This is a genomic window from Bacteroidota bacterium (assembly GCA_016715425.1).
Taxonomy (GTDB): Bacteria; Bacteroidota; Bacteroidia; order Chitinophagales; family BACL12; genus JADKAC01.
On the sequence record JADKAC010000005.1, the window covers coordinates 1,140,826 to 1,161,927 of the forward strand.

15 protein-coding genes are annotated in these 21,102 nt (G+C 34.9%); 6 read left to right on the plus strand and 9 right to left on the minus strand.

Translation table 11 applies throughout. From position 1 onward, the window contains the following. Nucleotides 1–640 precede the first annotated feature (640 nt). The 5 genes from IPN31_10785 (at nucleotide 641) to IPN31_10805 (ending at nucleotide 8,807) form a co-directional block, all read left to right on the plus strand. Entirely contained in the window at nucleotides 641–1,540 is a 900-nt protein-coding gene (locus IPN31_10785; protein ID MBK8682367.1) for a hypothetical protein, read from the plus strand. Nucleotides 1,541–1,819: 279 nt separating this feature from the next. Further along, nucleotides 1,820–4,852 carry a type I restriction endonuclease subunit R gene (locus IPN31_10790; protein ID MBK8682368.1) on the plus strand — a complete coding sequence of 1,011 codons (3,033 nt, stop codon included), beginning with the start codon at nucleotides 1,820–1,822 and terminating at the stop codon, nucleotides 4,850–4,852. Between the two features lie 51 nt (nucleotides 4,853–4,903). Then, on the plus strand, nucleotides 4,904–6,061 hold the full coding sequence (locus tag IPN31_10795) for a restriction endonuclease subunit S (protein MBK8682369.1): 1,158 nt from the start codon (nucleotides 4,904–4,906) through the stop codon (nucleotides 6,059–6,061). Nucleotides 6,062–6,066: 5 nt separating this feature from the next. Then, entirely contained in the window at nucleotides 6,067–7,170 is a 1,104-nt protein-coding gene (locus tag IPN31_10800; GenBank protein ID MBK8682370.1) for an anticodon nuclease, read from the plus strand. Continuing rightward, nucleotides 7,170–8,807, plus strand: coding sequence for a type I restriction-modification system subunit M (locus tag IPN31_10805; GenBank protein ID MBK8682371.1), 1,638 nt, complete (start codon nucleotides 7,170–7,172; stop codon nucleotides 8,805–8,807). Before IPN31_10800 ends, IPN31_10805 begins: the two co-directional genes overlap by 1 nt. Nucleotides 8,808–9,083: 276 nt before the next feature. Here IPN31_10805 and IPN31_10810 read toward each other — a convergent pair whose 3' ends face one another. From IPN31_10810 to IPN31_10840, 7 genes are all read right to left on the minus strand, one after another. After that, entirely contained in the window at nucleotides 9,084–9,545 is a 462-nt protein-coding gene (locus IPN31_10810) for a V-type ATP synthase subunit K (GenBank protein ID MBK8682372.1), read from the minus strand. Between the two features lie 18 nt (nucleotides 9,546–9,563). Next, nucleotides 9,564–11,324 (minus strand): hypothetical protein, encoded by a 1,761-nt coding sequence (locus IPN31_10815; GenBank protein ID MBK8682373.1) that lies wholly within the window; start codon nucleotides 11,322–11,324, stop codon nucleotides 9,564–9,566. A gap of 11 nt (nucleotides 11,325–11,335) precedes the next feature. Continuing rightward, on the minus strand, nucleotides 11,336–11,929 hold the full coding sequence (locus IPN31_10820; protein MBK8682374.1) for a V-type ATP synthase subunit D: 594 nt from the start codon (nucleotides 11,927–11,929) through the stop codon (nucleotides 11,336–11,338). After that, nucleotides 11,907–13,250: a V-type ATP synthase subunit B gene (locus IPN31_10825; GenBank protein MBK8682375.1), complete on the minus strand. Its 1,344-nt coding sequence runs from the start codon at nucleotides 13,248–13,250 to the stop codon at nucleotides 11,907–11,909. Before IPN31_10825 ends, IPN31_10820 begins: the two co-directional genes overlap by 23 nt. A gap of 62 nt (nucleotides 13,251–13,312) precedes the next feature. Next, on the minus strand, nucleotides 13,313–15,034 hold the full coding sequence (locus tag IPN31_10830; GenBank protein ID MBK8682376.1) for a V-type ATP synthase subunit A: 1,722 nt from the start codon (nucleotides 15,032–15,034) through the stop codon (nucleotides 13,313–13,315). Further along, nucleotides 15,027–15,836, minus strand: coding sequence for a DUF2764 family protein (locus IPN31_10835; GenBank protein ID MBK8682377.1), 810 nt, complete (start codon nucleotides 15,834–15,836; stop codon nucleotides 15,027–15,029). The genes IPN31_10830 and IPN31_10835 overlap by 8 nt, the downstream gene beginning before the upstream one ends. Continuing rightward, the gene (locus IPN31_10840) at nucleotides 15,826–16,434 is read right to left on the minus strand and encodes a hypothetical protein (GenBank protein MBK8682378.1); all 609 of its coding nucleotides are present in this window, start codon (nucleotides 16,432–16,434) and stop codon (nucleotides 15,826–15,828) included. Before IPN31_10840 ends, IPN31_10835 begins: the two co-directional genes overlap by 11 nt. A gap of 525 nt (nucleotides 16,435–16,959) precedes the next feature. Here IPN31_10840 and IPN31_10845 point away from each other — a divergent pair. Continuing rightward, nucleotides 16,960–19,269 (plus strand): hypothetical protein, encoded by a 2,310-nt coding sequence (locus tag IPN31_10845; GenBank protein MBK8682379.1) that lies wholly within the window; start codon nucleotides 16,960–16,962, stop codon nucleotides 19,267–19,269. Here the strand turns inward: IPN31_10845 and IPN31_10850 are convergent. Together IPN31_10850 and IPN31_10855 are read right to left on the minus strand one after the other, a co-directional pair. Then, nucleotides 19,211–20,107 (minus strand): universal stress protein, encoded by an 897-nt coding sequence (locus tag IPN31_10850; protein MBK8682380.1) that lies wholly within the window; start codon nucleotides 20,105–20,107, stop codon nucleotides 19,211–19,213. The two genes, IPN31_10845 and IPN31_10850, sit on opposite strands and share 59 nt — an antisense overlap. Before the next feature lie 6 nt (nucleotides 20,108–20,113). Continuing rightward, entirely contained in the window at nucleotides 20,114–20,983 is an 870-nt protein-coding gene (locus tag IPN31_10855; protein MBK8682381.1) for a PD40 domain-containing protein, read from the minus strand. Between the last annotated feature and the right edge of the window lie 119 nt (nucleotides 20,984–21,102).

Below are 21,102 nucleotides of genomic sequence, written 5' to 3' on the forward strand. Positions count from 1 at the left end.
CCTCCTTTAATCTTTAAAGTTAATAATTGTTGCTTTTAAAAACCTATTGAATGGCTATTTGGTGGATAACATATGCTTAAATTCTAAGTGGGCAGAATCTCAATAGTAGGAATCCAAATCTAATTTTCGAAAATCCAAATGAAATCTTTGATAGCCCAAATGGAAACTTCGATAACCCAAATGGAATCTTCGATAACCCAAATGGAATCTTCGATAACCCAAATGGAATCTTCGATAACCCAAATGGAATCTTCGATAACCCAAATCGAGTGTTCAATAACCCAAATTGAGTATTCGATAGCCCAAATTGCGTGTACGATAGCCCAAATTGCGTGTTCGATAGTCCAAATTGAATGTTCGATAGCCCAAATTGCGTGTTCGATAGCCCAAATTGAATGTTCGATAGCCCAAATTGCGTGTTAGGCTGCCAAGAAGGCATATTGAAGTGTCAAGGAGGCGTATTTTACGGGTTTTGGGGTGTTTTTGGGGTTAAAAATCTAAATAGTGTATATAAAACTGGATTGAAGAGAGTAAAGATCGGATGGACTTCATTTAGTCATATTGGATAAAAAAATGTAATGGAATGCTTTAATAATGAAAATAGATTTGGTTATTAATTTAATTCTTAAATAAAAACACAATGAACAAATTTGAAGAATCAAGTAGAAGTATGTTCATAGCAGTTCGTGACTTTATGGTAACGAATACTGCTATATGGACTGCAAGCTCCGGTATGACTACAGCAGTTACATCGTTGACCACACATATAGACAATATTGACACTTATAGTGAGGGGCAACAAGAAGATAGCAAGGGTGCAACGACTACTAAGGGAATAAAGAGAGATACCTTGGTAGCCAAAATAGTTAAGGTAGCTGACGGACTGAGATCTTTTGCTAATGCTACTGGCAATACAACTTTAGCAGGACAATCGAAGGTTGTTAAAAGTCAATTGGATGGCATGCCGGATACTATATTATCGGATAAGGCACAATCTATACGAAATTTGGGAAATACCAATATTGCAGGTTTGGCAGATTACAATGTTTTGCCTGCTGATGTTACTGCATTAAATACTGCGAGGACAGCCTTTAATGCAGATATTCAAAAGCCAAAAAATATTATAGGAACAAAAAAGGCGAATACTACAAATCTTAAAAATGAATTTTTGGCTACAATAGCACTTTTTGATAATGTGATGGATCCTTTAGTTAGAACTTATAAGGAAGCTGAAAATACTTTTGTACTTGAATATTTTAACAATAGGGAGATATATAATATAGGTAGTGTAAAAGTAGCTGCGAGATTTACGATTGATGAAAGTGTAGATCATATGCCGTTGGCATTAGTGCAGATATTAGTAACTCCCGGAGATATAAAAAAGAAGACTACGGAGAAGGGAAGTGCGCTAATAAAAACATTAGCAACCGGATCTTATAACGCAGCAATTAGTAAAGCGGGATTTGTATCGCAGAATACGACTTTTTATGTGAATGCCGGAGCAACTACGCAAGTTTTAGTTAGTTTAGTTGCGATTTAAATAGTGATAGTATTACTTAAAAAAGAGCGGGCAGGGATGTTCGCTCTTTTTTTATGGGGATTTCGGGGAGGGAATTGAGCGCAGAGCTAAGGGTTGAGGGCGCAGAGCTGAAGACTATACCGGAGGTATTCATACACACCACCGAAAATATAGTATGCTTTTAAATTACTCACAATGTATTTTACTATCTTTTACCCGATTTAATTTAAAGTCTTTAATTGGACAGAATTAAAAAGTCCTAAAAAAAGGTATCGAACAAATTTGGCCACCGAATCAGTAATGAGCAAAGAGAATCAAATAGAAGAAAATCTAATCGAGCAACTGATAGGTCTTAAATATATCTATCGCCCTGACATAGTTGATAGGAAAACACTTGAGCAAAACTTCAAAACAAAATTTGAAACACTCAACCGTGTTCGTTTGTCTGCTAACGAATTTTTAAGATTGAGAGAAGAAATCATTCAGCCCGATGTGTTCAAAGCTTCTAAACTTTTACGTGAGCGGCAATACTTCCAACGTGAAGATGGAACGCCTTTGCATTATACATTAGTAAACAACAAAGACTGGTGCAAAAACGACTTTGAAGTAATTAGTCAGTTACGCATCAATACCGAAAATAGTCATCAACGCTATGACATTATATTACTGATTAACGGCTTGCCTGTGGTTCAAATCGAACTCAAAAATATAGGAATTACTGCACGCAAGGCAATGGAGCAAATTGTAGATTATAAAAACGAAGCAGGCAATGGCTATGGTAATTCTTTGCTTTGCTATATGCAATTGTTTATTGTAAGCAACCGCACCAACACCTATTATTTTGCCAACAATAAGAATCAACATTTCGCTTTTAATGCTGACGAACATTTTTTACCGATTTACCAATTAGCAGACGAGGGCAATAAAAAAATAACACACCTTGACTTATTCGCTGAAAAATTCCTAAGCAAGTGTACGCTTGGTGAAATGATTAGCAAGTATATGGTTTTGGTGGAAAGTGAGCAGAAGCTGCTTATTATGCGCCCATATCAGATTTATGCTGTTAAAGCAATTATTGAATGCATCCAACAGAATCGAGGCAACGGCTACATTTGGCATACTACAGGAAGCGGAAAAACATTAACTTCTTTCAAAGCATCCACATTACTAAAAGACAATACCGAAATTGAAAAATGTTTGTTTGTTGTGGACAGAAAAGACCTTGACCGACAAACCCGTGAAGAGTTCAATAAATTTCAGGAAGGTTGTGTTGAAGAAAATACCAATACCGAAACCTTGGTAAGGCGTTTACTTTCTACCGACTTTGCCGACAAAGTTATTGTCACCACCATTCAAAAATTAGGAATTATACTAGATGAAAACAGCAAACGAAATAAGCAAAAAACTGATAAAGGTATAGCTACGTTTAAAAAACGGCTAGAACCACTTCGCAACAAACGAATGGTTTTCATTTTTGACGAGTGCCACCGTTCGCAGTTTGGAGATAATCACAAAGCCATCAAAGAATTTTTTCCAAATGCTCAGTTATTTGGTTTTACAGGAACGCCCATCTTTGATGAGAACGCAACGTATCAAATAAGAGAAGGCGAAGAAGCTTCCTACAAAACCACGCAAGACATATTTGAAAAGCAATTACACGCTTACACCATAACACACGCCATTGACGATGAAAATGTATTGCGGTTTCATATTGATTATTTTAAAGGGAAAGGCACAATGCATGCTAAGCCGGGCGAACCACTTGCCCAACAGGCAGTAGTAGAAGCAATTTTGGATAAACACGATGCTGCAACAAACTCAAGACGTTTTAATGCTTTATTAGCAACGGCTTCAATTAATAATGCGATTGAGTATTACAAACTTTTCAAAGAGATTCAGAAAAAGAGACAAACTGAAAATGCTGATTATGTTCCTTTGAACATTGCTTGTGTGTTCTCGCCACCTGCTCAGCTTATTGCCAAAGAGGGTGACCAACAAAGCCAAAAAAATGCTGATGATATTAAACAACTGCAAGAAGATTTAACACAAGAAAAGGAAGACAATAAACAGCAACCTGAAGAAAAGAAGAAAGCTCTGATGGAGATTATTGCTGACTTCAATAATCAATACAGTACGAATCACGACATCAATAATTTTGATTTATATTATCAGGACATTCAAACTCGCATCAAAGACCAGAAATACAGCAACAAAGACTACCCACACAAAAATAAAATAGACGTTACCATTGTGGTAGATATGTTGCTTACAGGGTTTGATAGCAAATATCTCAATACTTTGTATGTGGACAAAAATTTGAAATATCACGGATTAATTCAAGCATTTTCAAGAACCAACCGTGTGTTGAATGATACCAAGCCTTACGGAAACATTTTAGATTTCCGTAAACAACAAGATGCCGTTAACCAAGCCATTGCCCTGTTTTCAGGTGAGGATAACGGAAAAGCAAGAGAAATTTGGTTGGTTGAGCCTGCACCGGTGGTGATGGATAAATACCAGGATGCTGTAGAAAAGTTGGGCGTATTTATGCAAGAACATAATTTGGTAAACGTTCCGCAAGAAGTGTATAACCTGAAAGGCGATGCAGCACGAATTGCTTTTATTAAAAACTTTAAAGAAGTGCAAAGGTTGAAAACGCAGCTGGACCAATACACCGATATAACCGAAGAACAAAAAACAAAAATTGAAGCCATTCTGCCAACGAAAAGTTTACAGGAGTTCAGAAGCTCATACATTGAAACGGCAAAACAACTAAGAGAAATACAGCAGAAAGGTGGTGATGATGCACCGCCCGAAATACAGCAGTTGGATTTTGAATTTGTATTGTTCGCTTCTGCCGTGATTGATTATGATTACATAATGAGCCTAATTGCCGACAGCACGCATAAGAAACCTGCCAAGCAAAAAATGACTAAAACACAGGTGATTAGTTTGCTGAGTTCTAATGCCAACTTAATGGACGAACAAGAAGATTTAACCGAATACATTAATGGTTTGGATTGGAATAGCGGACAGGATGTTGAAACGCTTCGCAAAGGATACGACACTTTTAAAGATGACAAATACAACCAAGAACTGGCTGCCATTGCTCACCAACACGGATTGGAAATGGCAGACTTGAAAAACTTTGTAGAAAAGATTTTGAGCCGAATGATTTTTGACGGGGAAAAACTCACGGACTTGTTAGAACCATTAGATTTGAGTTGGAAAGAACGCAGGGTAAAAGAATTGGCATTGATGACAGACTTAGTACCGCAATTAAAAAAATTAGCCCAAGGGCGTGAAATATCAGGATTAGCAGCGTATGAGTAAAGAAAAATTAATACCCGAATTGCGTTTTCCTGAATTTAAAAATGAGGGAGAATGGGAGGAAAAAAACTAGGCTACTTGGCTGAAAATCTCGATTCAATGAGAGTCCCAATAACTTCGAACCAAAGAGAAAAAGGAAATATACCATATTATGGTGCTTCAGGAATAATTGATTACGTTAAGGATTACATCTATGATGAAAGCTTACTTTGTATTTCTGAAGATGGTGCAAATTTAATAGACAGAAATTATCCAATTGCGTTTAATATCTCAGGTAAGACATGGGTTAATAATCATGCGCATGTTTTAAGATTCGAAAATTCAAATACGCAAATATTAGTAGAAAAATATATCAACTCTTTAAGTATCGAAGATTTTCTAACGGGAATGGCTCAACCCAAACTAAACAGAGGTAAACTCGATATTATTCCTATTCCTATTCCTAAAAATCCCCAAGAACAACAAAAAATCGCATCCTGTCTTTCTTCTTTAGATGAAGTGATAGCAGCCTACAGCCAAAAGTTGGAGTTACTCAAAGACCACAAAAAAGGCTTGATGCAAAACCTTTTCCCACAAGAGGGTGAAAAAGTACCGAAGTATCGGTTTAAAGAGTTTGAGAAAGATGGGGCGTGGGTTAATATAACAATTGATAAAATTGCAAAAGTTAGTGCGGGAGGTACGCCTGAAAGTACTAATCCTGAATATTGGAATGGGAATATACCTTGGATGAATTCAGGTGAGTTAAACAATAAAAGAATTTATTCGGTATCTAATTATATTACTTCTAAAGGTCTAAAAGAATCAAGTACTAAATTAATCCCGCCTAAATGTGTCCTAATTGGATTAGCCGGTCAGGGGAAAACTAGAGGAACAGCTGCGATTAATTATATAGAATTATGTACAAATCAGTCTATTGGATCAATTCATCCAAATGAAAGTGTTTTTGATAGTGAATTTCTTTATCACAAAATTGACTCAATGTATGAGAAACTTCGGTATTTATCCGCCGGCGATGGCGGAAGGGGTGGTCTTAATTTACAAATAATAAAAGAGATTGATTTATTGCTTCCTGATATAAAAGAACAACAAAAAATCGCTTCTTGCCTTTCTTCTTTAGATGCACTCATCACCGCACAAGAAGAGAAGATAGAGCAATTGAAGTTGCATAAAAAGGGATTGATGCAGGGATTGTTTCCGAAAATAAATGAATAGAAATTATGGCAACAGAAGTACACAATATTGAAAGTTTAGAAGCTTTTGCAAATAATATTCGTGAAAGTAATAAAAAATTCACTTTAGTTTATGCCTATAATGGAACAGGTAAAACACGACTTTCAACAGAGTTTAAAGAGAAAGGCAAACAACTTGAAGGCAAAGATAGAGACACCCTATATTTCAATGCATTTACCGAAGATTTATTTTGGTGGAATAATGATTTGGATGGAGATAGTGAGAGGTATCTTAACATCAATACTTCGTCTAAATTTTTTGATGATTTGGTAGGTTCTTCAATTGATGACAGAATAAGACCAATACTAAGACAATTTTTTGATTTCAACTTTCGGACTAATATAGAAGAAAGCAAGGTTGTTTTTAGCAAAGAGATTATCGTAGACGGCAACTCGATTACATTACCAAACATTAAAATTTCTAGAGGTGAAGAACGTATTTTTATTTGGTGCTTTTTTATTGCAATAGCACAAATTGCAATAGATAAACAAGAGCCATATGAATGGGTTGACTATTTATATATTGATGATCCAATTTCATCATTAGATGATATAAATGTTATTGCAGTGGCTCATTATCTTGGGCGCATTCTAAAATCTGATAGTAATAAGGTAAAAACTGTTATCTCAACGCATCATTCTTTGTTTTTTAATGTCCTTTGCAACGAATTAGGAAGTGGTGCACGCAAACTTTTATTAAGAAATGATTCAGATGGTTATAATTATAAATGGACTAGTGACACTCCTTTCATATACCACATTTCAGTCGTTCAACAGTTAGATAAATCCATTAAAGAAGATAAGCTTTACACTTATCACTTTAATATCCTTCGTAACGTATTAGAAAAGGCAGCGAATTTTCACGGCTTTAATTCTTGGAGTGATTGCATAATAGTAAATGACGATGATGAGGAAGGAACACTTCGAAGCAGAATGATTAATGTAATGAATCACGGAGGCTATTCTTTATTTGAACCAACTGAAATGGTCGAACAAAACAAAAGAACTTTCGCAGAAATATTTGAAAATTTTAAAACGAACTACAAGTTCAATAACGAACTATTTAACGAACCCCAAGCAATTGAAGAGTAATGACACAAAAAGACCAGCAACAATTAGGTAAAACCCTTTGGGCTATCGCAGACAACTTGCGAGGTGCAATGAATGCAGATGATTTTCGTGATTATATGCTTTCATTTCTTTTTCTACGGTATTTATCCTACAACTATGAAGAAGCGGCAAAGAAAGAATTAGGGAAAGACTATCCCAATTTACCTATTACGGACAAGAGAACGCCTCTTTCAGTATGGTATGCTTCCAATAAAGATGAAGTTGTGGACTTTGAACAACAGATGCGAAGAAAAGTGCATTATGTAATCGAACCAGCTCACTTGTGGAGTAATATTAGCGAAATGGCTCGAACACAGAATCCAGAGCTATTAGTAACCCTAGAATCAGGGTTTAGATACATAGAAAACGAATCCTTTGAAAGTGCCTTTCAGGGCTTATTTTCTGAAATCAATTTGAATTCAGAAAAACTCGGAAAAACATCAGCCGAAAGAAACAAAAAGCTTTGTACCATTATTCAAAAAATTGCAGAAGGCATTGCTGAATTCTCTGCCGACTCTGATACACTAGGAGACGCTTATGAATATTTGATAGGCGAATTTGCAGCAGGTTCAGGCAAAAAAGCTGGAGAGTTTTATACACCACAACAAATTTCAACTATCCTTTCTGAAATTGTAACCTTAGACAGTCAAGAACCAAAAACAGGAAAGAAAAAGAAACTGGATAAAGTGTTGGATATGGCTTGTGGTTCGGGTTCTTTATTGCTCAATGTTAGAAAGCGAATCAAAGATAGTGGCGGTAGTGTGGGCAAAATTTACGGACAGGAAAAAAATATCACTACCTACAACCTTGCCCGAATGAATATGCTTTTGCACGGAATGAAAGACACCGAGTTTGAGATATTCCACGGAGATACATTGGAAAATAGTTGGTCATTGCTTAACGAAATGAACCCTAGCAAGAAAACAGAGTTTGATGCTATTGTAGCCAATCCGCCTTTTAGTTTGCGTTGGGAACCAAATGACACACTTGCGGAAGATTTTCGCTTTAAAAGTTATGGGTTAGCACCAAAGTCAGCGGCAGACTTTGCTTTCTTATTGCACGGCTTTCACTTCTTAGGTAAAGAAGGAACAATGGCGATTATTTTACCACACGGAGTTTTATTCCGTGGTGGTGCAGAAGAAAGAATCAGAAAGAAACTATTAATAGACAATCACATTGACACCGTAATTGGTTTACCTTCTAACTTATTCTACTCGACAGGAATTCCAGTTTGTATTTTAGTTTTAAAGAAATGCAAAAAACACGATGATGTTTTGTTTATCAATGCATCCGAACACTACAAACAAGGCAAAAGACAGAATACTTTAAGAGAAGGAGAAAACGGAGAGCAAAATGATATTCGAAAAATTGTGGAGACTTACCAATACCGTCCTGACCTTATTGAAAAATATTCCCGTAGAGTTTCAATGGACGAAATTGAAAAGAATGGCTACAACTTGAATATTTCAAGGTATGTGAGTACATCAGAAGACGAAGTGCAAATTGATATAAGGGAAGTAAATAAAAAACTAGTTGAGATTGATAAGAAATCAATGGATGCATTGAATAAGCACAATATGTTTTTGAGGGAGTTGGGATTACCAGTTATTCCGAGATGATGTAAGAATAAAGTTTTAATTCGAACAGGCTCTTTTTTCTGTTCTTCTTCCTCACAGCGTTCCCTTCGGGTAACACTGTGAGGACAGCACAAGAATTATTAAGCATTTGCATTTCTAGCCCCGATAGTAACGGAAAGCCCGCACCCCGTTTTTCACGGGGGCGGACTTGAAGTGAATAGCGGGAAATAGCTCCTAATATTTTTTATTTATCTCACGCAGGTTATCAATGGCTTCGAACAAAACCATTATGTATTTACAGATTGCAATATCATAAATCTATATGGTAGCGCTAATAAGAAATGTGGCTGCGAAGGCGATGATTGCATAGAGTTCGGGGAACACTGCGAGCACCATAGTTTTGCCAAATACATCGTGGCCGGAAGCCATTGCTTCTATTCCATTGGCTACTACCTGCCCCTGCTGAATGGCGGAGTATAAACATACGAGACCGAGTATGATGCCTGCGGCTAAAATGGCGCCGCCTTGCATGATAGTCATTTCGCCGGCGGGTATTGCTGCCAACTTTGTGTTCATAATAAAAAAACCGGCAAAGCCATATAATCCCTGGGAGCCGGGTAAGGCACTGAGCAACATATAGTTTCCGAATGCATCGGGTTTTTTCTTTAATGCGCCTAATGTTGCACGGCCACCAATGGATACTCCGGTTGCACTTCCAATTCCGGATAAACCGACCATTAATCCGAGACCGATGAAAGCTAAAATAACTGCGATTGTCATAGTAAAAATTTTAAAAGGTTATGATTTTGATTTAAATGGTTTGTATTGTTTTCCGCCGCCGATGAATCCTGCATTTTTATAAAATTCAACAAAGGTTAATCGCACGGGATGTACGAATGCACTTAATGTGGAAATGCCAAAATTTAATCCGTGACCAAATAGTAAAACGATAAGAAATAATAATTGACTGATAACAGGAACACCACCGAGCAAGCTTAATGAAATGCTATTTACAACCAAGCCGAGAATGGAAGATGACAGGCCGAGGGCAAATAAACGGATGTAAGATAGTACGTCGCCAAACAAGCCTGTGATGCCGTAAATATCCCAAAGGCCTGTTCCTATTCTTCCTAAAATTCCTTTGTCGGGATTGCTGAATGCGATGATTAAAAACAAGCCGATAGCGATGGAGGCTAATGCAATTAAGTTTTGGAAATGTGCTGCATACATGAGCGCACCTACTATTCCCAAGATCCAACCGATGGGTGATAATGCATAGGCAAAACCGTACATGCGCCATCTGTTAATTGCACGCAGGGCCATTCCAAATAAAATTTGTGTGATACCAATTATTAATGAAAGATTAAATAGTTGATCTACATCTAAGAATTTGTCTTTAAGATTAATGAGGAAAGGAATATTTACGGTAGCGAGCGCAATTCCAAAAACAGTTCCGGTTAATAATCCAAATAAAACGGTGGCGCCGCCAAGAAAAATTCCAAGATTTAATAATGGTTTTATTTCGGGTTTTTTAATTGTAAATCGCAATACGATTACAGTGGTCAATATGATTAATCCATAACCTACATCGCCGAGACACATTCCGAAAAACAAGGTAAAGAATGGTGCGAAGTATGGCGTTAAATCCAACTCGGAATAAATGGGTAAAGAAAATAAATCGCCGATAGGTTGATACACTTTACTGAAGGCAGAATTTTTTAAAAGTATCGGCACTTTATCATCTACAACAGGTTTCTCACTGGTGAATGCAACACCTGAATTTTCTAACAGTGTATTTAATTCTTCAGCTTGAGTAACCGGTACCCATGCTTGCAACAATTGTAATTTTCCATCGTGATGTAAATAGGTATTGTACATCGCATTATCCCAATCCATTTCTTCTTCCAACTTCAATTGCGCTTGCGATAATAAATCGGTGTAGGATGCCAATGCATGTAACTCTGTTTCTGTTTTTCCAATAGCATGTTGCACTTTCTCATACTCAGATAATAGCGTTGCAAGACTATGTTGTGGAATGCTGATATATTCTGCTTGAATTTCGGGAATTGCTGCATCATTATCTACAATAAAAAACCACACATGTTTTCCATTATCTTGCGCAATGTATAATGCATGTTGATTATACCAGTTTTTATCGAATCTGGATTTAGAACATTCAAAGAAATGCAGATACACTCCTTCGGCATTTAATTGCTCTAATCGTTTGCCGGGTATTTCGCCCCAGGGACGCAACACTTCCAATTGTATTTCAATTTCTTTCTTGCGTTTTTCTTGTTGTGCTTCTGTGTTGCGCAGTGAGTTTAATTTCTGCAATACTTCATCTGCTGTTTTTAGATTTAAATTTTCAATGGGTGGTTTTTCAAGTTGCTCTAATGTTTTTTTAGCCTCACTTAATTTATGTAATTGCTTTAACGCTTCTTCTGCTTTTTCTGAAATAGATTCTTGTAATGTTTCAATATGCACAATACCCAATGCTCTTAACTTCATCAGGAAATCATCGTATTCCCTGTGATAAATCAGAAATGAATATTTCAGCATCTTGGTAATCATCAGGCTTCTTGTTCCATTTTATTTTTTAATAATTTTTGAGAAGATTTAGCAAGATTATCTTCATCTTCCATATAGCGTTTTATTTTTCGTTTCGCTTCTTCCAATTCAGGTATCTGCACTTTCTCATACAGATTTAATTTCTGTGTTGTTTTTTTTCTTTCGGAGATTAAAATATCCATTTGTTGTTGCAACACATCCAGATTTATTTTTTTATGAACGAGCATTTGCATAAGCTGTACTCCTTCCAATAACCAAAGCGGATATGCTAATGGTGAAAAAGATTTTATCTCAAATTCTACTTTAGTTAACACAGGAAATGCAACGCCGGCAAATTTTTGTTTATGCGTAATAATATTTGTAACACTTATTAAATCCTTATCCCATTCCTTCCACATTGTTTCAAAAGGTTTTAGCTTATCTAATTCGTCTGCCAACAATTGTTTTTCATTTTCAAGAGTTACACCCAATTTTTTTATTTCGAAACGCAACGCACTTTCCTTACTGCGAATAGTAGGCAATGCAGCAGCACGGATTTTTACAGCCCGTTCTATTTCCTGTAAAGCAATTTTATTATATTGAAACTTCAGCGCCATGTGTTTGTTTCCAATATTTTTTTATAAATTCTTCTTTAATACCCACTTCTTCTACTTTAAAATTTGCGGATAATAATTTCCATGCAATATCCAACATCGCATTCATTTCTAATTGCACATCAATTGCCAATAATTGCAGTGTATATTGTTTTGCAAATTTGAGAGTGCGTTTATCATAATCACTCAAATCAAAACCATTATCCATTTTTGTTTTTGCTTCTGCGGCATCGGCATATAAACGGATACATGCATTCATTACTTGCGGATGATCTTCACGGGTTTTCTTTCCAATTACTAATTGTTTTAATCGTGATAAACTTCGGAACGGATCAATGATCACTTTTCCTGTATCAGAATCTTTTCTTAAAAACAATTGACCTTCGGTAATGTAACCTGTATTATCCGGAATAGCATGTGTAATATCTCCCTGATTAATTGTAGTAACTGCAATAATTGTAATACTGCCACCTTCAGGAAATTGCACTGCTTTTTCATACAGTCTTGCAAGATCAGAATATAAAGAACCCGGCATACTATCCTTGGAAGGAATCTGATCCATACGATTGGAAACGATACTCAATGCATCAGCATACAAAGTCATATCGGTAAGTAACACCAATACGTTTTCATTTTTTTGAAATGCAAAATATTCAGCAGTGGTTAAAGCAGAATCAGGAATCAGTAATCTCTCTACCGGTGGATCTCCTGTAGTATTTATAAACGCAATTATTTTATCGGAAACACCGGCTTGTGAAAATGCATTTTTGAAATACAAAAAATCATCGTTGGATAAACCCATACCACCGAGAATAATTTTATCTGCATTTGCTTTTAATGCAACAGATGCCATCACTTCATTATACGGTTGATCGGGATCTGCAAAGAATGGAATTTTCTGTCCACCTAATAATGTGTTATTCAAATCAATTCCAGCAATGCCCGTAAATATTGGTTGATTCGGTTGTAATCTTCTTACAGGATTTACAGAAGGCCCGCCAATTTCAGTTTTTGTTCCTTCTATTTCCGGCCAACCATCAATGGGTTTTCCAAAAGCATTAAAGAATCTGCCACGCATTTTTTCGCTTACCTGAATGCTGGGAGATTCACCAAGAAATATCACTTCTGAATTACTTGCAATACCTTCTGTTCCGGAAAATATTTGCAGCGTAACATCATCACCTTTCATTTTTACAACTTGCGCAAGTCTGCCATCTACAATTGCAAGTTCTTCATTTTTTATACCACTTGCTTTTAAAGTACAAGTTGCTTTGGTGATATAATCAATATGTGTTATCCGTTTTTGAAAAGGAGTTATTTCCATTTTTCAATAATTAATTAGGAATTAAAATATGTTGTTCTGCTAATGCTTCATCTAATTGCTTCTCATAATTCTTTATATGGTTCAGAATTAAATTCTGCATAATTCATTTGTTTGCAAATATTAATCAGCTTGCGAAAGAAAGGACGCACTTCACTAAATTTTTCAAATTGAAAATCCGTATTACAAATAGATAATATTTTTTCATTCATATACAATTGTCTTTCCACCGGAGTCATTTGATCAATATCATCAAATGCATCTTGTTGCAGAATTACAAAATCCAGCAACTCCCCTTTCCAAAACTGCACATGAAATTCAACCGGTACACCATCATCTCCCAAAATATTTATCTGATCAAAAGATTCTTTTGCACGCAACATAAAATTTTTCATTTCCAATGCATACTCAATCCAATTTCCAGAAATATTTTCCGCCATTTGTTTTTTAAATTCAGGATATTCTAAATACTTCGAATAACTATCAATCGGATCAACTGCAGGATATCGTTTGCTATCTGCACGACGTTGCGAAAGTGCATAAAAACATCTCGCTGCTTTTTTTGTGGATTCAGTTACAGGTTCTTTAAAATTTCCACCCGCTGGAGAAACAGTTCCAATAAAAGTAATAGAGCCGAATTTTTTATTATTTAATTGCACATAACCTGCACGGGAATAAAAATTAGAAATCACTGCGGGCAAGTCCATAGGAAATGCATCGGGGCCGGGTAACTCTTCCAAACGATTCGACATTTCACGCAATGCCTGCGCCCAACGTGATGTGGAATCTGCAAGTAATAATACTTTCAATCCCATATTGCGATAATATTCACAGATAGTCATGGCAGTATAAACAGAAGCCTCACGGGCAGCAACCGGCATGTTGGAAGTGTTTGCAATAATTACTGTGCGCTCCATTAATTTACGTCCGGTTTTCGGATCAATTAATTCGGGAAATTCTTTAAATATTTCTACCACTTCATTTGCTCTTTCACCACATGCAGCTACAACCACTACATCGGCAGTTGCTTGTTTTGCAAGCGCATGTTGTAATACAGTTTTACCTGCACCAAATGGACCGGGAATAAATCCTGTTCCACCTTCTAACATCGGATGTAATGAATCAATTGTGCGCACACCGGTTTCCAATAATTTGAATGGTCGCAATTTTTCGCTGAAAAATTTTAATGGAATTTTTGCAGGCCATTTATTTATCATACCTGCATCAATCGTTTTTCCTGTTTCATTTTCCAGCGTTGCAATTGTATCTGATAATTTATAAGTACCTGCGGATACAATCGTTTTTATTTTCCAACTTCCCACCAAATTAAATGGCGCCATTATTTTATGTGGCAATCCATTCTCTTCCACTTGTCCTAACCAATCACTTGCATTTACAATATCACCTGTTTTCATCAGTGGTGTAAAATTCCATTCACTTTCTGTTTCTAATGGATGTGATTGTTCACCACGTTTTAAAAAAGTACCTTCAAATTTTTCTAAATCATTTTGCAAACCATCATAGCGTTTCGATAAAATTCCGGGACCTAATTGTATTTCCAACATGCTTCCGGTAAACTCCACTTTTGTACCTACAGTTAATCCACGAGTACTGTCATATACCTGCACAGAAACAGTGTTGGCATTTACCTTTATTACCTCACCCAATAATTTTTCTTTTCCGGTATCTATGAAACACATTTCATTTTGTATTACAGGACCATCGGGTTCTATCGTCACCAGATTGCTGATGATACCTTTAATAACACCATGCGTTTGCTTATTCATGTTTAATTTCAGTTATTGCGTTAAGAATTTCTTCCGTAGTAATTGTATTTGATTTATCTGATAAATATTTCCAACGATTAGCTAATTGATTTTTTAAAGCAAATGCAATTAATTTTTCAAGGCTAAAATATTCAAAGAAACTTCCAGCATTTAAATAATCCCAAAGCAATTGATCTATATACTTTTCTTTAATTGAAATATCACCTCTGCCAATCACCTCTGTTATACCGGATGTATTTGTAGTTTCATTCAGATATTGTTCTAATGTTCTAAGTTGTATTTTATCAAATGGCAAAGGTTCTGCTATTAAACTATCCTGCATATCCATTTTCAGATTATCACCATAAAGCAACAACACATAATTTTTTAATGCCAAAGAAAACCTACCCCAGTTTTCTAAAAACAAGTTGCCGCAATTTATTAAATCGGTATAGTACAATGAAAACAATTTGTGTTCAACCACAGCAACCGGATGTTCTGTTGGCGTATTATCAAATGCATTAAAAAATTTTTCCTGATAAGAAAATAATATTTCTTTTTGGTTTGCTGCTTCTTCTAATTGCACTTGAGAATAACTACCACCCGGTTGTAATTCTTTTCCGGATTTAAATAATATAATCAGAAAGTTTTTTAAATCAATAGTATCATACACAAGTTGCAACCAATGTTGATCTGTTTCATTAATATAATCTTTATAGTCAATTATCAGATTGCGATAATCGGGATCAGAAGTTTGCTCAAGTGTAATTTCCGGAAGTCCGCACACTAAAGAATAGTAATCACTTCTGCCTTTATTCTGCATTGAACAGGGAAATTATTTCTGCATTTAAAAACTGAGAAACAAGCGCATTAAAATCAGCATCTGTAAAACCAACATTATAATTACTTCCTTCAATACCAATTTTAAATCCGGAAGTGATAGTATCATCTTGCAGAAAAACAGGTTCTTGCTGAAATACTTGTTGCAGTTTATTTTGTATTGCTTCTTTTATCTTTTGTTCATCTTGTGGGTTAAGATGAATAACTATTTGTTGAGTTTCATTCTTATAAATATTCTGTGCAATCGTGGTTAATAAAGTTGCAGTTAACTCTGCATTTGAAAGGCTTTCACGAATTGGTTGTTTCACCACTTTTATTTTAAGTAGTTGTTTAATATCCTGTTTTAATTTTTCCATGATATTATCTCCGGCAAGTTTAAGAGTAGCATTTACCCGGCTTTGTATTTCTTCAGATTCTGCATTTGCTTTTGTAATTATTTCAGCCGCATGTTGTTTTGCATTTTCAATAATTTGCTGGGCTTCCTTTGCTGCATTGTCTAATAATTCTTTTTTCTCATTCTCTGCTTTTTCTATGCCTTCTTTAAATAGCTTTTCTGTTATTTCAACTAATTTATGATCCATATTTGATGTTTATAATACAATTTAAAATCAGTAATTACAATTCACATGTAAAGTTCTGCCGACCAAAACTTTGGTAAAATATATTCAAACATAAGGGTGGCGAAAAGTACTACAATTTAACTTATGGATTAAAAATAAAACTTCTAATTAACTTATACTTGAATTTGAGAATGTATTTGATTGAAAATCGTTTGAAAAGCGGTTAGGATATAATGATAATATCTTAGGAATGGGTAAATAAAAAAACCCACACAGGAATTTGGTTTGATAAGACCTCACACCGACATGGTTAGAGGTGCCGGAGAGCTTTGTAATCCGGATTATGCAACAAATAAAATATTTGTCTTCTTACGGCACGCCATTACTTTTCCGAGCATTGACTCGCTATAATAATCATTGTTAGATCATCAAACAGTATTCCCGCATGAGTTATATCTTTAAAGAACGATTGCGAAGGTTAAATTACAGTAAACAAAATTATTAAACAAGATATTTGCAAAAAAAAATACATAAAATTTATCCACAATGCATTTATATTTTAAAAATTATTCTATCATATCAGTTATGTATTCATTGTTATTATTATCTGTATTGTCTTGCGGTTCTGTATTATACAATGAAAATATAATTGCAACTACTACTCGGGAAGATATGATGAATGCATTGCGGAATGCAGATACAATTGCAATCGTTTATTCCGGTGAGGATAAACATATCGAACCAATCATACAGCTTTTACAACAACAGGCTGCAAGCAGCGATAGAAATATATTTCTTTTAATAACACCAGCAGCAAATGCAGATTTAAAAAGTTTGTCTGCATATCCTTTATATCTGATTGGTACAACTCAACATCTTACTACATTAAAAAATCTTCAACATTCAATTCCGTTTCAAATTGTATTACACGGATTTGAATTTGACCATAAAGTTTATACAGATAACAATGATTTATTAAAAATTTCTTTATATCCAAATCCACAAAATAATAAGATGCCGGCTACCATAATTACCGGTAATGATGATGAGGTGTTGGCTGAATATATCCGGAATGGATTGAAAGATAATTATGGTTATTTTTTTTGGGATAGTTGGGGCTATCAAATCTATCGAAATAATAAACGTATTGTATTAGGTTATTTTTCAGATAATAAAACTACACCCTGGAAGATTGATAAAAAATTACATTGGGAATTTGATTACACAGGTAAAGAAATTGGCTCAAATGCATATTGTAAATTTATTGATCACAACTCAATTATAACTTCTACTCAATTAGATAGCATTACTACTTATATCGAAAGAAATATGCAGGCGATTGAAAATTTTGCAGGAAAAAAAATTACCACAACTTTTAATTATCACCTCTACCCTTCTACAGAAATAAAAGGGTTGATGTTGAATAATACCGATCAAAGTAATGTAGATTTTAATACACGGGATGTGCATGCAGTGTATGAAAAAGAATTTAATGAAAATTATAGTGGCAGTGAAATGTTACTTGCAACAAGAGACTTGTTTGGTAAGGCACAAGTGCAATGTCTTGAAACCGGAGTAGCAACTATGTTTAATAGTAAATGGTGTGAGCATGGCTATAAATTTTGGGCCATGAAATTATATCGTTCTGGAAATATGCCGGCTTTAAATCAAATACTTTCCAATGAAAGTTTTAATACACAATCACCTTATTTAATGGATTGCACTGCTGCATTATTTATAGAATTTGTAGTTGAGAATGAAGGCAAAGAAAATTTTATTTCAAATTTTAATTCGTATTCTTCTGATGCATTATTACAATTAGAAAAGAGTTGGAAAAAATTTCTTGAAAAGCAATCTGAAAACTTTCCTTCTACACAAGAAACAATTGGATATAACTCTACAGAAAAAATTAAAGGATTCAATTTTGCACATGAGGGGTATCAAATATTTAATGGTTATCTCGGCAGTTCGGCAGATCAATCCTTGGTAGAATTACAATCATTAGGGACAAATGCCATTAGTATAATTCCCTATGGATTTTTGCAGGAGATGAATACACCTGCACCATTTCGTTATGCAAGAGGTGCAGGTTCAGAAAATGATGAGAGTGTTATTAAATGTGCTTATGTTGCAAATCAATTAGGTATGAGCGCAATGTTGAAACCGCAATTATGGACTTGGAAAGGATGGACCGGAGATTTGGAAATGAGTAATGAAGAAGATTGGCAACAATTTTTTACATACTATTATGATTGGATTATTCACTATGCATTTATCGCAGAATTATATCATTTCGATTTCTTTTGTATTGGTGTTGAATTTAAAACAGCAACCTTATCTCATGAACAAGAATGGCGTGATTTATTTACACAAGTAAGAGCTTTGTATTCAGGTAAAATTACGTATGCTGCCAACTGGGGTGATGAATTTGAGAATGTAACATTCTGGGATCAGTTGGATTATATTTCTGTGAATTCTTATTATCCCCTTTCTGATAAAAAAGAGGTGAGTGATGCAGAATTAAAACTAAATTTCGAATTGATTTTGGATAAACTTGAGGTAGTGCAAAAAAAATATAATAAACCATTACTGATTACAGAAATTGGTTTTAAAAGTATTGACTATCCGTGGATAGAACCGCATGCAGATAATGATGAACAAAACTACAATGAAGTATCACAACGCCGATGTTATGAAGCAATGTTTGAAGCATTACAAGATGAATATTGGGTTTCCGGACTTTACATATGGCAATGGCCAAGCTATATGGATTTTGTAAAAGAATATCCAAAGGGTTTTACACCTTGTGATAAAGAAGCAGAAGCCATTGTAAAAAAATATTATTCGAAATCTTAACGACTTCCTGATAAATTAATAGTGGAATGGTACTGTGCTTTGCCATTTTTTGTGGAATTTTTCTATCGAATAAATCCAGAAATGGCTTTCTGTGATGAGTCATTGCAAGCATATCAATATTTCTATCGTTGAGATAATGATCAATACCATCAATTATAGATTTCCCCTGCAATACTTCCAGCGTTAAGGAATTCTTTTTAATAGCCTCGGGAAATTTTTTATTTATATCTGCCATTAAATCATAATCGCTTTCTTTCAATACTTTATCTACATGAAATACAAATAATCGAGCTTGCAATTGCGCACACATCGTCAATAATTTTTCAATAATGGTTACATCGTCAGATTCCAAACCTGCTGCGTAAGCAATATTTTTTATACTTGTATTATTTGCATCCGCCGGCACTAATAACAAGGGATAATTTAAACTTTTAATTAAATGCGTAGTTGTGCTTCCAAATAAAAATTTAATAAACCCACCTTCACCCGTAGTACCAGCCACTACTAATTCCGGTTTCAATTGTTCTGCCGCTTTCATAATTTCTTCTGCCGGAAAACCTATGGATAAAATATGATCAACCGGAATATCCACATTATGTTGAAATGCATATTCTGAAGTGCGGAATTTCAATTGATTTAATGCCGCAATTGCCTGTTGATTTTTTTGATCCATCACATCAGCAATTAAAATATCAGCCATTTGCATTTCCACAGCGGGCAACTGGTTGGAATGCATAAAATATATTTTGCATCGCAGATAATCTGCTAAAGGCAATGCAAATTTCAATGCATTGTTTGCGCAATCAGAAAAGTCGGTTGTAAAAAGTATATTTCTCATAATTTATTATTCTTCTGCAACAAAGGCCATCATCGTTTGATCCGGACTTATTGCTATTCTAAAAATTGTTTTAATTCCAAATTCACTGAGGTCGGCAAATAAATACCAATCCATTGTATTTACATAATCAAGAAAATAAATTTTATTCCCTTTTGCCATAAATAATTTGCCGTCATAACTCCACACCATATCTTCACATTCCGGAGGTACTTTTTTTATTGCTGTAATCTTATTGTATTCCAGATCAAAACGTTTGATCAGATTAAAAGTAGAATCATTTTTTGAAATATAAGATAAAGCAAATTCGCCGGGAATCATTTTCATACTCCTCCCAATATTCTTATCTATTACTTGCGAGATAGGTTCTGAAATTCGAGATAATTGTAAAGCAAAAGGTTCGGGTAATAAAAACAATGCGACCACATCTAAATTTACTCTGCAATAATATCCGACATTATAAATATTTTTTAAAACGGGTTTAAATTTTTTTCTTTTCACTTTATACTTCCATAGGCGTTGAGTAGTATCCATTGCCACCCGCACGGTAGTAATATATTTTCCATCGGGAGTATATTCAGGAGAAAACTCGCTTTCCGGTGTAGATGTAACTTTAGTTATTACAGAAGTCGCAAATGTATATTTATAAATATCTGCCTGATCATTTTCACGAATACTTGTAAATAGCAAATGTGTATTATCCCAACTAAAGGAAGGTTGATTATCATAACCCGCATGATTTGAAATATTCAGCGGCTCGGTATAATAAAATCCGGAATCTGTATTGCCACCGATATACATAGTATAAATTTCAAAACCCGGCACTTGAGTAAAGGCCAGAATCGGTATAAATATGAATAGTAAGGATAGCTTTTTCAACGCAAACAAATGTAGTGAAAAAGCCTTTCATTAAGGAATAGCCTTAGATTAGAAACCGTTGATAAAAAAATATTGCATTCTAAATTTATGTAATTCAAAATACAGAAGTACAATCTACT